At 43.4% G+C, this 14840-nt stretch carries 9 protein-coding genes; 8 read left to right on the top strand and 1 reads right to left on the bottom strand.

Annotation, left to right across the window (positions count from 1 at the left end; all coding sequences use genetic code 11):
* Positions 1-20 precede the first annotated feature (20 nt).
* Positions 21-902 carry a helix-turn-helix domain-containing protein gene (locus tag AC5ZC7_RS09970; RefSeq protein WP_496159456.1) on the bottom strand — a complete coding sequence of 294 codons (882 nt, stop codon included), beginning with the start codon at positions 900-902 and terminating at the stop codon, positions 21-23.
* A 269-nt stretch (positions 903-1171) separates the two neighbouring features.
* Here AC5ZC7_RS09970 and AC5ZC7_RS09975 point away from each other — a divergent pair, with 269 nt between their 5' ends.
* The 8 genes from AC5ZC7_RS09975 to AC5ZC7_RS10010 all read left to right on the top strand — a co-directional run bounded on the left by AC5ZC7_RS09975 (position 1172) and on the right by AC5ZC7_RS10010 (position 14819).
* Complete coding sequence (locus tag AC5ZC7_RS09975; RefSeq protein ID WP_496159455.1) at positions 1172-2818, top strand: alpha-L-fucosidase; 1647 nt, start codon at positions 1172-1174, stop codon at positions 2816-2818.
* Positions 2819-2870: 52 nt separating this feature from the next.
* The gene (gene fucP, locus AC5ZC7_RS09980; protein ID WP_496159454.1) at positions 2871-4139 is read left to right on the top strand and encodes an L-fucose:H+ symporter permease; all 1269 of its coding nucleotides are present in this window, start codon (positions 2871-2873) and stop codon (positions 4137-4139) included.
* A gap of 18 nt (positions 4140-4157) precedes the next feature.
* On the top strand, positions 4158-5174 hold the full coding sequence (locus AC5ZC7_RS09985; RefSeq protein WP_496159453.1) for an aldo/keto reductase: 1017 nt from the start codon (positions 4158-4160) through the stop codon (positions 5172-5174).
* A gap of 15 nt (positions 5175-5189) precedes the next feature.
* A complete protein-coding gene (locus tag AC5ZC7_RS09990; RefSeq protein ID WP_496159452.1) occupies positions 5190-5525 on the top strand; it encodes an L-rhamnose mutarotase in 336 nt (111 codons plus the stop codon).
* Positions 5526-5534: 9 nt separating this feature from the next.
* Complete coding sequence (locus tag AC5ZC7_RS09995) at positions 5535-6551, top strand: zinc-binding dehydrogenase (protein WP_496159451.1); 1017 nt, start codon at positions 5535-5537, stop codon at positions 6549-6551.
* Between the two features lie 602 nt (positions 6552-7153).
* Positions 7154-11242, top strand: coding sequence for a two-component regulator propeller domain-containing protein (locus AC5ZC7_RS10000; protein WP_496159450.1), 4089 nt, complete (start codon positions 7154-7156; stop codon positions 11240-11242).
* 124 nt (positions 11243-11366) lie between these two features.
* Positions 11367-11570, top strand: coding sequence for a hypothetical protein (locus tag AC5ZC7_RS10005; protein ID WP_496159449.1), 204 nt, complete (start codon positions 11367-11369; stop codon positions 11568-11570).
* A gap of 90 nt (positions 11571-11660) precedes the next feature.
* The gene (locus tag AC5ZC7_RS10010) at positions 11661-14819 is read left to right on the top strand and encodes a SusC/RagA family TonB-linked outer membrane protein (protein WP_496159448.1); all 3159 of its coding nucleotides are present in this window, start codon (positions 11661-11663) and stop codon (positions 14817-14819) included.
* Positions 14820-14840: the final 21 nt, after the last annotated feature.

The following is a 14840-nucleotide window of genomic DNA, read 5'->3' on the forward strand; positions in this document are numbered from 1 at the left end:
AGGCATTATTGCAGTGGCATTTAGAAGCCAACGGTGTCCATTTGTTTCCTGTAATTCCCGGGAGACATGCCCGTGATTTTTTTGAAAATTTTAGAAAAGTAAAATACATTTTCAAAACCTGTTTGTGTGGCAATTTCAGTAAAAGTCATCTGAGTTGTTACCATCAGGTATTGGGCGCGCTCAATTCTTTTTTCCTGTACATATTTTATCGGTCTTTCCCCGGTATGCTGATGGAAAAGGCGGGAAAAATAATCTGTATGCAGGTTGGCTCTTTTCGCCAGCACGGTTACCGACAGGTCGTGATGTAAATTTAACTGAATATGGCTGATGGCATTTAGAATTTTTGCGGGTACCTGCTGTGTATCCTTGTATTTAAAAGCATCTTGTGTCAGAAAGCGGGATACCAATTGGAGCAGGATGCCATGGGTTTCGGTAAATGTTGACATGCTTTGCCGGTTGTTAAGATCCTGGTAGGCTTTGTAAAATGTATTTTTTTCATACACCTTAGGATTGTCGGATCCATTAATGCCTCTCCCCGGGTTTATCTCCAATAACCGTCCAAAATTCAGTATATCAATTTCCGTCGCTTTTACCTTCAAAATAGATCTGTTGTTTTCGAATAAGGATATGCCATCCGATGACTCCTCAAAGAATTGGACAAAATACTGGCTGAGATAATGCGGACATACCAGGTTGCATAATGTGAAGCTCGGTATAATATAAAGAAAGCCGGGCTCAAGTTTAACTTTGGCGGAAGCATCCCAGATTTCTCCTGCACCCGCATCAATATAATATATCCTGAAATAAGGGCTGATCACATTTTTATAATTCCATTTGGAACCGAGTTTTACGTAATCAACGTTCAATAACGTAAATGTTTGTTTTAATGTTCTTTTAATCATACAATACAATTATCGGCTCAAACAGATGGCGGGGAATACCGCTAATTGCTTTTACAGGTATTCTGTTGTCTTAATGTAGTGGTTTTGCCATAGCAATGATAGTTAAATAGTCGGATTTGTATAAAAAAAAGTCTAATTAAGCTAAATGTTGGGTAAGTATTTCAGAGTAAGTTTGATTTGTTAATTAAGGGGTGCTGTTATAAGCCGGGAATTACCAGTACAAACAGGTAATTCCCGGCATGTGCCAGTAACCGGTAAAAATAAATTCCATGAAAAGAAGAACACTGATAAAAGGATTAGCTACGGGTCTGTCATCCCTATATCTATCTGATCTTTACGCACACAGTTTGTTAAAAGCACCGTCCATTCCACGTATGGCACCAGGTCCATTTCAGCCTACCTGGGATTCGTTGGGGCAATACCAGGTGCCTGATTGGTTTCGCGATGCAAAGTTTGGTATCTGGGCACATTGGGGACCGCAATGCCAGCCCGAACACGGCGACTGGTATGCACGTGGTATGTATGAGGAAGGAAGTGATCATTACAATTATCATCTTCAAAAATATGGTCATCCTTCTAAATTTGGCTTTAAGGATGTAATCAACGACTGGAAGGCCGAGAACTGGCATCCCGAAGAACTGGTATCCTTATACAAAAAAGCCGGCGCCAGGTACTTTATGGCGATGGCCAATCACCACGATAATCTTGACCTGTACGATAGCAAATACCACCGGTGGAATGCAACCAGGGTAGGACCCAAAAAAGATCTCATTGGGGGATGGGCAAAGGCTGCCAAAGAACAGGGATTACCCTTCGGCGTTACCGTCCATGCTGCCCATGCCTGGACCTGGTATGAGGTGGCACAGCGCTCCGACAAAAGTGGAGCTTATGCAGGTATTCCATATGATGGTAAACTGACTAAAGCAGATGGCAACAATAAATGGTGGAAAGGTTACGACCCTCAGGAATTGTATGCACAAAATCATCCGTTGAGTAAGGATAGTCTGAAGGGGGATATGGGTGCCTACTGGGACTGGGGGAATGGCGCCAATGTGCCTGATAAAGCGTACTGCGATAAGTTTTTAAGCCGGACTATTGATCTCATTGATAAATATGGCCCGGAACTCGTTTATTTTGATGACAATGCGTTGCCGCTTTGGCCTGTAAGCGATGTAGGGTTAAAAATAGCCGCTCACCTTTATAACACCAGTATAAAGAAACACGGAAAATTGCAGGCGGCTTTGTTCGGAAAGAAATTGAACGAACAGCAACGCAAATGTATGATATGGGATATTGAGCGTGGACAGAGTAACCAGATAGAACCGCTGCCTTGGCAAACGGATACCTGTATTGGTGGCTGGCACTATGACCGCCGCCTGTTCGATAACAAAGGGTATAAAAGCGCCAAAACGGTAGTACATACGCTGGTAGATGTTGTCAGTAAAAACGGGAATCTGTTACTGAATGTTCCTGTACGTGGAGACGGTACTATCGATAGTGAAGAGCGTGCCGTAGTAGAACAGGTAGCCGCCTGGATGCAGGTGAACAGTGAGGCCATTTACAGTACACGTCCGTGGAAAGTATTTGGAGAAGGACCTGCTACGGAATCGGTCAAAGCATTGAGTGCATATGGTTTTAATGAAGGACAGGGCAAACCATTGGTAGCAGAAGACATTCGTTTTACCACAAAGGGCAAAACATTGTATGCCATTATGCTGGGATGGCCGGAGAATAATGCCATATCGGTGAAGTCCCTGGCTGCAAATGAACAGGTAGGAAAAGTGAGCCAGGTAAGCTTGCTTGGAAACGACCGTTTGAGCTTTCAGCAAACATCCGAAGGCTTGAAGGTACAGTTGCCGGATCAGCGTCCGTGTAAAGAGGCTTTTGTATTGAAAATTGAAGGAGCGATCGTCTGACTACCGGCGGATCAATCCGCCTGATCAATCTGCAGTAAAATTTAAGGTCCACATGGCAAAGAACCATACATTATTCCCGTTTATACTGATTACGAGCCTGTTTTTTTTATGGGGTTTTGCACATAATCTTGACCCTATATTAATACCTCATTTACAGAAATCATTTACGCTGACTACTGTTCAGGCTACGCTGGTGGATTCTGCCGTGTTTATTGCCTATTTCCTGATGGCTTTACCAGCGGGATTTATTATGAAGAAGTATGGCTATAAGGCAGGAATCATTACAGGCCTGTTGGTGTTTGCCCTGGGCTCGTTTCTGTTTATTCCTGCTGCCAATACGCAGCAGTATACATTTTTCCTGATCGCATTGTTTATTATTGCCTGCGGCCTGACCATCCTGGAAACCGCGGCTAATCCTTATGCGTCGTCACTTGGAGATCCGGCGTCGTCTACACAGCGGTTAAATCTTGCGCAGTCATTTAATGGCCTGGCTGCCACGCTTGCACCGGTGATTGGCGCACGGGTTATTCTTACAAAAGGATATACCGCCACGCAATTGGGTGCCATGACAGCAGATGCCCGTCAGCTTGCACTGGCGGCAGAAGCGGCAACTGTAAAAATGCCTTATTTTATTTTGGGAAGCGTACTGGTATTAATAGCCATCATTTTTGCTTTTACCCGCCTGCCGGCGATCCAGGCAAATGAAGGACATACCAGCAGCAAGTATATTTTTCATGCCTTTAAGCACCGGCACCTCACCTGGAGTGTGGTAGCACAATTCTTTTATGTTGGCGCCCAGGTATGCGTGTTTAGCTTATTTATCCTTTATGCAACAAAGGCGGCAGGTATCACCGAAGTAAAAGCCGCAGATTACCTGGGAGCATGTGGCCTGGCATTTCTAATAGGAAGATTCATCGGGACCTATTTGATGCAACATTTTAGCTCCGCCAGGTTACTGGCGATATATGCCGTTATCAATATTTTCCTTTGTGTCATCGCGATCTTTGGAGCCGGTATGGTGACGATTTATACCGTAATAGGTATCTGCTTTTTTATGTCTATTATGTTTCCTACCATCTTTGCACTTGGCATCAAGGAATTACGCGGTGATACAGAATTTGGAAGCAGTTTAATCATTATGTCTATTGTTGGGGGCGCAGTATTGCCAAGGGTATTTGGCTATATCAGCGATGTAACAGGGAATATTCAGTATGGTTACGCAGTACCCTTGATCTGTTTTGCAGCAGTGGCCTTTTTTGGATTCAAAGGCCATCGTGTAAAAGTGAAAACGGAAAAATTAATTGTCTCATCTATTGTTTGAAAATAAGTAATCACTGGTATGGAAAAACTCATATTGCCGGAAGTAATTTTTGGCACCAGCGGGTTAGGAAATTTATATGTAGCACTCCCGGACGAAATAAAGCGCTCTATTGTCAGTGAATGTATAAAATATTCGTCAGGACCGGTTATATTTGATTCCGCCGGCAAATACGGCGCAGGACTGGCGCTGGAAGCTTTGGGCCGGAGTTTGAAACAATTACAGGTGGCCCCGTCGGATGTGCTGATCAGTAATAAGCTGGGCTGGTTACGCACCGAATTAAAAACGGCGGAACCCACTTTTGAGCCAGGCGTATGGCGCAACCTGGAACATGATGCGGTTCAAAAAATAAGCTACCATGGCATCCTGGAATGCTATGAACAAGGCAACGAATTATTAGGCGACTATCATGCGGAGCTGGTATCTGTGCACGATCCCGATGAATACCTCGCCGCATCTGCTAATGAACAGGATTGGCAACAACGTTACCAGGATATACTGGAGGCTTACCGTGCTTTGCATGAATTGAAAGAGGCCGGTAAGGTGAAAGCGATAGGAGTAGGAGCAAAGGATTGGCGGATCATTGCGAAAATAGCAGGAGATGTAAAGCTCGATTGGGTGATGATTGCCAATAGTATGACGATTCATAGTCATCCGTTGGCGTTGGTAGATTTTATGTTAAAGCTGGAGCAACAAGATATTGCGATTATAAATTCATCTGTTTTCAATGGCGGCTTCTTAACGGGATCTGCTTATTATAATTACCAGTTAACAGACCCGGTAAAAGATAAAGCATTATACGATTGGCGGGAGCAGTTTTACCGGTTATGTTTCAATTATAATATAAAGCCGGTAGCGGCATGTGTGGTTTTTGGCAGAAGTGCACCCGGGGTCAGAAGTATCGCATTAAATACCACGCAGGCAGAAAGGGTCGCACAAAACGTGGCGTTACCTCAATCAATCATACCAGCAGGATTCTGGAAAGAAATGGAGAATGATGGATTGATTGATCCTGCTTATGTATCCGGTTATTTGTAATTATTAAATGACGCTATGAAAAGATATTGTTTAGCGCTTGATCTAAAGGATGATCCCCAACTGATTGCAGAATATGAATACTGGCACAAAGCAGAAAATGGCTGGCCGGAAGTAAGAAAAAGTATCCTGAATGCAGGTATTGTGGAAATGGAAATTTACAGAACGGGTAATCGCCTGATGATGATTATGGAGACGACGGATTTGTATAATGAGCAGCAAAAGAATGCAGCTGATGCCGTTAATCCTAAAGTACAGGAATGGGAACAATTAATGTGGAAGTTCCAGCAGCCATTGCCCTGGGCAAAAGAAGGAGAGAAGTGGGTCATGATGGAACAAATCTTTCAACTTTAAAAAAATAATATGCGAACAATAGTTTGTGAGGAACCGGGAAGATTATCAGGGCAAGATACGCAAAGAGAGGCGCCGGGCGAGGGTTATGTTCAGATCAGGATTCGCAGGATTGGTGTTTGTGGCACGGATTTGCATGCTTTCGAAGGAACCCAGCCTTATTTTAACTATCCCCGTATTTTAGGCCATGAACTTTCGGGAGAGTTAGTAGATGCTAACGGAGCGCCTGGATTTTCAAACGGTGAAATCGTCACTTTTATACCCTACTTTAATTGTGGCGTTTGTATTGCCTGTAGATCAGGCAAGCCTAACTGCTGTGTTAAAATGAATGTTTGCGGTGTGCATGTTGACGGGGGCATGAGGGAATACCTGAATGTGCCTGCCTATGCATTGGTACATGGCAATGGCCTGGGGTACGATGATCTGGCCCTCGTTGAACCTTTGGCTATTGGTGCGCACAGCATCAGGCGGGCAGACGTAAAACCCGGCGAATTTGTATTGGTGATTGGTGCAGGTCCTATCGGCCTGGGGATTATGGAATTTGCGCGTATTGCCGGTGGTAAAGTAATTGCGGTTGATGTGAATGTAAAAAGACTCACGTTTTGTAAAGAAAAACTAAAGGTAGATCACGTCATCGATGCTTCTACCGCAAACGTAGCGGAGGAGCTGGTGGCGATCACCCATGGCGACATGCCTACTGTAGTGATTGATGCTACCGGTAGCTTAAAGGCCATTAATAACAGCTTCCAATATATAGCGCATGGTGGCAGATATGTCCTGGTAGGTTTGCAGAAAGGAGAGATCAGTTTCAGTCATCCTGAATTCCACAAGCGGGAAGCCACATTAATGAGCAGCCGTAATGCAACGCGCGAAGATTTTGATCATGTTATTGCTTCCATCAAAAAAGGTGGGGTACAACCGGCCAATTACATCACTCATCGTATGGCATTTGATAAAGTAGCCAACGAATTCGAAAGTTTACTCGATCCATCCAATGGCGTAATTAAAGCGATGATAGAACTGGATTAAGTGTATGGTTTAAAATTTCTTTTCCAGTATTTAAAAACGGCTATCACCACTTTTGTGGTAATAGCCGTTTTTTCGTAGGATGAAGCTTCCAGCCCACTTTCATCTGGCTGGCTACAACCAGCCATTTGCAACTGCATTTTAGCAGTACAGATAAGGATAAAAGATGTTTCATACGTGAATCGTTTTTAGATAGGTTGAAGAAAGTGATGATGGATTTTCTATTCGTGGATGGTAGTATTACTGCGGAAGGAAAGGGGCCTGATAGTAGTGGAATTTGTTGTAACAGATTATATATGTTATATTGACACTTAAAGTATGGTTTATGGAGACGCCTCTGTTAAATAGGGCACGCAAAGAACGGGAGCCTGGCAAGGCAACAGCAAGCATATTTTATAACGAGGCAAGTTGATTGCGAGGAATAATATTATAAAGTTATATGGTCCGGCCCATACCGGGGGTATGGATTATATCAGATTAGGGTATAGAATGTAACAATACCCTTGAAAAACATCTTTTCAGGAAGCATGAATGGAAAACGATGCCAGCGGGAAACGCATGAATGCCGGACAGGCACAAAATTTTTATACCTAAAACCTACAGCAATGCGTTACCTTTTGGGGATTGCTTTATTGCTCCAATCCCTGATGGTTTTATCACAGGGGGAGCACTATAATTTTTCAAAGTTCAATACATATAATGGGTTGTCTCACAACCAGGTAAATGCAGTATTAAAAGATCAGGACGGCTTTTTATGGTTTGGAACTACGTATGGATTGAATCGTTATGATGGTTACACCTGTAAAGTATTTCGTAAAGATCATAACGACAGTACCTCTCTAAAGGCCAATAATATCGTCAGTTTTTATGAGTTACCCGGCCGGAAAATGTGGGTGTCAACCATGGGCGGGCCTTGTATCTACAACCCGGATACGGAAAAGTTTGATGCAGACTATTATGGCTATTTGTCTGCGATGGGTTTACCTGTGGGTACCATTTCCAGTATAGTAAGCGGAAAAGACGGAAGATACTGGTTCCTATACGAGGACAAGGGCCTATATATATATACAGCCCGCGATAAAAATGTAAAACGGTTTAATCCATCAGCAGGTATGGCGCCTGCTGAAAGGATTACTTCGGTAAAAGAAACAAACGATGGAAAGTTATGGCTGGTATATCAGTCCGGCCTTTTGCAGGAGTATGATATACGGTTAGGGAAAGTCCTATTTTCCAGTACAGCTATTCAACAGCGGCATAAAGGGGAAAGTTCCTTCCACCTTTTTGTTGACAGCGATGGTGATATATGGTGCTGGAACTACAACAATGGTCTCTTTTTTTACCATCCGGGCGATAGCAGCGTGGTGTTGATGAACAAAAGTTCGTTTCCGGTAAAGCTAAAGTCGGAACTGGTAAGCCAGGTTGTCCAGGATGATAATGGCCTGATATGGGTGGGAACAGACCATGGAGGTATCACCCTGATTGATAAAAAGAATGGGTTCAAAACTACTTTTCTGTTGAATAACCCCAATGACCCCAAAAGCATCAGCCAAAACAGTATCATTACCATGTATAAAGATAATCAGGGCATTATCTGGCTGGGTACCTACAAACAAGGCGTAAATTATTATAATAGTAACGTGGTGCAGTTTCCCTATTTTCATCACCGCGATTCAGATCCCGGGAGCTTGCAGTTTGATGATGTCAACCATTTTGTGGAAGACAGATCCGGTAATATCTGGATAGGTACCAATGGAGGGGGATTGATTTATTTTGACAGAAAGAATAATACTTTTAAACAATACCTGCATGATCCCAATAATAGCAATAGTCTGAGCAATAATGTAATTGTGAGCCTCTGGATTGACCACGAAAATATCCTTTGGGTGGGTACTTATCTCGGAGGACTTAACAGGTTTGACGGAGGGAAATTTACACATTACCGGCACCAGGATAGTGATTCGTCCAGTTTAGCGGATGACATTGTGTGGGAAATATTTGAGGATAGGGAACAGCAGTTGTGGATTGGCACTTTAGGCGGAGGGCTGGATCGTTTCGACAGAACTACGAATCACTTCTCTCATTATAAAAGTGGTGGAGGCGCGAATTATATTTCTGCTATTATACAGGATAAAAAAGGAGATTTATGGATTGGCACCAGTGGAGGGATTACTGTTTTTGAAAAGAACAAAGCAGCTGTCACTACTTACCAGCATACAAACAAGAAAAACAGTTTAAGCGATGATGGTATTTTCTGCTTGTTTGAAGACAGCCAGGGGCGGATTTGGGTCGGAACAAGGGAAGGGTTGAACCTGTTTAATAAGCAAACAAACGAATTCCGGACCTTTACGATATCAGACGGCCTTCCAGACAACATGATATTAAATATCCTGGAAGATGCGCATCAAACGCTCTGGATTTCCACACCTAATGGATTATGCAACGCTATTCCCAGCCAGCATAATAGCCAAATTACTTTTTCAGTCGTTAACTACGATGCTACCAATAACCTGCAGGACCGCGAATTCAATGAAAATGCAGCACTAAGGACGCGGACGGGTGAGTTGATTTTTGGAGGTCCATCAGGATTTAATATCATCAATCCTGCGGCTGTTAAGCAACCGGTTGGACACTCTGCCATTGCTTTTACCGGCTTTCAGATACTGGATAGAAATATAGCACCCGGTGAAAGGGTTAATAACCGGGTATTATTGCCCCGTGCTTTATCGCAATTGCAAAGTATTGATCTGAAATATAAAGAAAATGTTTTCTCTATAGACTTTGCCTCACTCGATTTCTCGCATAACCGCCATGATACATATGCATATATGCTGGAAGGTTTTAACGCCGACTGGCTATATACAGACGATAACCAACGAAGAGCTACCTATACCAACCTGAGTCCCGGGCATTATATTTTTAAGGTAAAAGTACTGGACAGAACAGGCGCATGGAGCGAAGTAAAAACGTTGCAGATCAATATTGAACCACCATTCTGGCGAACTCCCATTGCCTACCTGCTGTATTTGTTGATCGCGGCGGCCCTGTTTTGGCTCATCCGGCGCATCACCTTGGACAGGATACACATGCGCTTTGAAGTCAGACAGCAACGTAGGGAAGCCGAAAGAGCCCATGCACTGGAACAGCTAAAGACAAAATTCTTTACCAATGTAAGCCATGAATTCCGTACGCCATTAAGTCTTATCATTGCGCCGCTGGATAAAATCATTAAACAGGCTACTGACCAGGAACAGGTAGAACAACTGAACCTGGTTCAACGGAATGCCAAACGTTTGCTGAACCTGGTAAACCAGTTATTGGATTTCAGGAAGATGGAAGTGCAGGAAGCCAGACTGCATCCCGCCGTAGGTGACATTGTCAGTTTTTGCAGAGAAACCAGCGAATCCTTTACCGACATTGCAGAAAAGAAGAAAATACGGTTTTCATTCTCGTGCGACATTGACCACCTTGAAATTTATTTCGATAAAGATAAAATCGAGAAGATTTTATTTAACCTGCTTTCCAACGCTTTTAAATATACCTATGACGATGGAGCGGTGAGTGTTAACCTGGCATATCGCCCTGTTGTTAATGAAGCTGATGGAACGATTGCCATCAGCGTAAAAGACTCCGGTATTGGTATTCCTGTTGCTCAGCATGAAAAAATATTTGAACGCTTTTTTCAGACCGAAGTACCGGAAAGTATGGTCAACCAGGGCACCGGTATCGGGCTGGCCATTACAAAAGAGTTTGTAAAGTTACACAATGGTGTGATCACGGTGGAAAGTGAACCCGGGCAGGGAACTTGTTTTACGGTGATCATGCCAGCCAGGAAGATGTATGTTGCGCCCCCGTTTGTTATTCCGCCAATACCCGTGGATGAAGGAGCGCAAATGATAATTGAAGAAGAGAAGAAAGGAACCAGGAAAAAAACAATTATGATAGTGGAAGACAATGAAGACCTGCGCTTTTATTTAAAGGACAACCTGAAGGAACAGTATCATGTGGAGGAGGCAACCAATGGAAGTGAGGGTTGGGAGAAAATTAAGCAGTTAAACCCGGACCTGGTGGTAAGCGATATTATGATGCCCTTAATGGATGGTGTTGAACTGACCGGTAAAATTAAATCCGAAACCCTGACGGCACATATTCCCGTAATATTGCTGACCGCCATGGGTAGCGAGGAAAAGCAACTGGAGGGCCTGAAAGCAGGAGCCAATGACTACATTACCAAGCCTTTTACTTTTGAGATCCTTGCCTCGCGTATTAATAACCTGCTCGCACAACAACAATTATTAAGGAAAAGATTCCAGAAGCAGATAACTGTCAACCCGGAAGAGGTAACTATAACGCCGGTAGATGAACAATTCCTGAAACAGGCATTGGAAATCATTGAAAAACAAATGGATAATCCTGATTTTTCGGTAGATGAATTCAGCAAAGAGATGTTCATGAGCAGGGTCACCTTGTACCGGAAAATAAATTCTCTCACGGGCAAATCGCCATTGGATTTTATTCGCTCTATTCGCCTGAAAAGAGCAGCGCAATTATTAGATAAAAGTGGAATGTCTATTGCGGATGTAGCCTACGAGGTAGGGTTTAATAATCCAAAAGTGTTCAGTAAGGTGTTTAAGGAGGAGTTTAGGGTTACCCCTTCGGAATATGCTGCGAATCTTAAAAAGAAAAGCCATTCATGAGTTATATGCCGCATATAACTCATGTTATTCAGCTGTTTGTAACATTTGAATCACCTTATTGAATCATTTGAGTCCCTTACTAGTGGATGTATAACAATATTTTTACAGCATCTAATCCACGTATATGAAACTACAATTGATGCCATCCCGCATGCCGGCTTATATTCCGTTTTGGAATTTGCTGGCAGGTTATGCTGTCGGTCGCACGGCAGCTGGCCCTCCTTTTACCTTTATGATTTCTTTACTTTTTCACTTACCTCCGGCAGTTAAACTTGAAGTCGTCAGGTCGTATCGAATAAAGCCAGTTTCTCAAAGCATGGCACTTTAACAGGCAGGCTCCTGTCACGTATACACTGACCTTATGAAATGTCATCTCCGTCTGTAGGGGATATCATCTATTCCAGTAAAAAAAATCAACATGAAGTCAACCAAAATGATTCGCTCGCGAATATTGCCGCTATTGGGTATCCTTTTGGGATTCCTTTCCAGCAACCCCCTTTCTGCACAAACAATTAAAATAACCGGTAAGGTTATCAATAAAAGTAATTCTTCACCTATTCCGGGGGCCACCGTTACCTTAAAAAATACCAGCCGATTTGTTATTACCGATGAAGCGGGGAAATTCACTATTGATGCTGCTACCGGGAATACATTGGTAGTTTCCATCATAGGTTATCAGAAAAGAGAAATTGCAGTTAACAAAAGTGCCTCCATTGACGTGGCATTATCAGAGAATATTTCACAACTGGGAGATGTGGTGGTAATTGGTTATGGTAAAGTAAGACGACCTGATGTTACAGGTGCCATCTCTTCTGTTTCCGGTGATGAGATCCGTAAAACACAGCCAGTCACTTTTGATCAGGCCCTACAGGGCAAAGTTCCCGGCCTGGTAGCCCAGCAGATATCTGGTCAGCCTGGTGGAGCGGTGTCTGTACAGATCCGGGGCTTATCGTCTTTTGGCGGAAGTTCACCTATGTATGTTATTGATGGGATTATTATTGGCGGCACTGCCACATTAGGCGCCGGGGTGAACCCACTGGCAGGGATTAACCCATCAGAAATTGAATCAATTGATGTATTGAAAGATGCATCTGCAACCGCCATTTATGGCTCCCAGGCCACCAATGGCGTAGTGGTAATCACCACCAAGCGGGGGCAGGTGGCACCGCCCAGCATTACTTACGATATGTACACGGGCTATCAGCAAATACCAAAGCGGTTACCCCTGATGAATTTAAGAGAGTATGCCTCGTTTATAAATGACAGGAACACAGGATTAGGCTGGGGGTTTGATACCCGCCCGGAATTTGTGAATCCCAAATACTTGGGCAACGGCACCGACTGGCAAAAAGAGCTTTTCAGAAATGCGCCCATGTCTAATCATACGCTCACCGTTAGCGGGGGAGATACCAGGACCCAATACCTGCTGTCTGGTTCTTATTTCAACCAGGAAGGTATTGCCCTTGGGTCCAACTTTCGCAGGATGTCTTTAAGATTGAACCTGGACAATAGGACAACTGATTGGTTAAAGATTGGTACCAGCCTGCAATTGGTGAATATCAAAGAGAATGTAAACTCTACCAGTTCGAATGTCATTAATACCGCATTAAGCCAGACACCGGATATCGCCGTGAAAAATGAAGACGGTAGCTGGGGTGGCGCCTATAATCCGAACGGATGGGTGAATAGTACGGTGAATCCCTATGCCATCGCGCTTATTAATAAAGATGAAGCAAAGAGAAACCAGCTTTTCGGTAATTTATATGCTGAAATAGCCTTTACCAGGGACCTGACGCTTAGAAACGAAGTAACAGGAAGCTTTTCGATGGCTACGGAAGACCGGTTTAATCCTTCCTATACCTTCGGCCTGGTAAAAAATAATACGAACAGTGCCTCATATAATTTTTCTCAAAACTCCTATACAACACTCAGGAACTTCCTGACCTATTCCCATTTGTTTAAGAACCGGTATAATGTAAATGCATTGCTGGGACATGAAGCGCAATTGGGTACCAATGAGAATTCATCTACAGGCAGAAGTAATTTCCCTTCCAACAATGTGCAGGTAATCAGCAGCGGAGATCCTACCACTGCCACCAATTCCGGCAGTAAAGGTCAAAGTGCCCAGGAATCATACTTTGGCCGCATCAACTTTGGGCTCAACGATAAATATCTTTTCACAGCCAACGTCCGGGCAGACGGCTCTTCAAAATTTGCGCCGGATAACCGCTGGGTGACTACCTGGTCAGGCGCCTTTGCCTGGAAGTTGAATAATGAAGATTTTTTAAAGCAGGTAAAAGAGGTCAATGAGTTAAAGCTGCGTTTGGGCTATGGTTTAACCAACAACCAAAATATCCGCGACTACGCCTATACCTCCACACTTGCCACAGTAGCTACGGGACTGACAGGCATCGCGCAGCTGACGCAAAATGTAGGCAATCCATATGTGGAGTGGGAAAAAACAAAATATGCCAACATCGGATTGGACGGAACACTTTTCAACTGGAGAATAAATTTCTCAGTAGATTTTTACAATCGTAAAACGGATGGATTGGTATTACAGATTCCTTTGCCTTTGTATTCAGGCACCGCTATTGGCTATTCTCCAGGTTCGCTGGATGCCCCATATGTCAATGTAGGCACTGTTAACAACAAAGGCTTTGACTTTAGAATCAGTTCCACCAATATTAAAAGAAAGTACTTCACCTGGAAAACAGATGTAACTGTTTCGCGTAATATCAATGAAGTATTGAAACTTAATACAGATGGAGCATCGCTGGACAAGCAATATAGTAAAACGGTGGTGGGCAGATCCATCGGCGAGTTTTACGGGTATGTGATTGATGGCGGCGTATTTGCAACAAAAGAAGATTTTAAAACCCACGCTTTACCGACTAAAAATGGGGTACCGTTGCCGGTAGGCGCTGCCGGAGGAAGTATCTGGTATGGTGATCTGAAGTTCAAAGACTTTAATGGCGATGGTGTGATTGATGAACATGATCAAACGTTTTTGGGTTCCCCCATCCCTAAATACCAGATCGGTATCAACAATACTTTCTCGTATAAAAATTTCGATCTGAATATATTTTTCGCCGCCAATATCGGCAATAAAGTATATAACCAGCTTCGTATAAATGGTGAATATCCGGGTACCAGCTATGGATACCTCCGGTCTTTAATGGACTATGCAAAACTTACGTTGATAGATCCGAATGGCAGCGCCACTAGTATCGACAATATCAAGGTAACTAACCCCGACACCCGGATTGTGGGGCTGCGCAATGATAATACCAATGATAATAACCGGAACTCTGACAAGTTCGTGGAAAGTGGCACTTTCCTGAGATGTAAGAATATCTCTTTAGGATATACACTTCCCGAAAGCCTGATTTCAAAAGCCAGCATTAAATACCTGAGAGTGTATTTCAATGTTTCAAATGCTTTCATCATTACCAACTACAAGGGAATGGACCCGGAAATTGGATCATGGGATCCATTGACAGCTGGCGTAGATGGTGGTTATTATCCGCAGCCACGGGTGTTTACCATTGGTGCTAACATCAAACTGACCAAATAAAATATTCATCTATTAATATCA

Source organism: Chitinophaga sp. 9-1-y, from assembly GCF_059511905.2.

Bases quoted from the DNA above. Each gene is read 5' to 3' on its own strand.
- AC5ZC7_RS09975 (WP_496159455.1), top strand. From the start codon at position 1,172: ATGAAAAGAAGAACACTGATAAAAGGATTAGCTACGGGTCTGTCATCC.
- AC5ZC7_RS09985 (WP_496159453.1), top strand. From the start codon at position 4,158: ATGGAAAAACTCATATTGCCGGAAGTAATTTTTGGCACCAGCGGGTTA.
- AC5ZC7_RS10005 (WP_496159449.1), top strand. From the start codon at position 11,367: ATGAAACTACAATTGATGCCATCCCGCATGCCGGCTTATATTCCGTTT.
- AC5ZC7_RS09970 (WP_496159456.1), bottom strand. From the start codon at position 902: ATGATTAAAAGAACATTAAAACAAACATTTACGTTATTGAACGTTGAT.
- AC5ZC7_RS10000 (WP_496159450.1), top strand. From the start codon at position 7,154: ATGCGTTACCTTTTGGGGATTGCTTTATTGCTCCAATCCCTGATGGTT.
- fucP (WP_496159454.1), top strand. From the start codon at position 2,871: ATGGCAAAGAACCATACATTATTCCCGTTTATACTGATTACGAGCCTG.
- AC5ZC7_RS09995 (WP_496159451.1), top strand. From the start codon at position 5,535: ATGCGAACAATAGTTTGTGAGGAACCGGGAAGATTATCAGGGCAAGAT.
- AC5ZC7_RS10010 (WP_496159448.1), top strand. From the start codon at position 11,661: ATGAAGTCAACCAAAATGATTCGCTCGCGAATATTGCCGCTATTGGGT.
- AC5ZC7_RS09990 (WP_496159452.1), top strand. From the start codon at position 5,190: ATGAAAAGATATTGTTTAGCGCTTGATCTAAAGGATGATCCCCAACTG.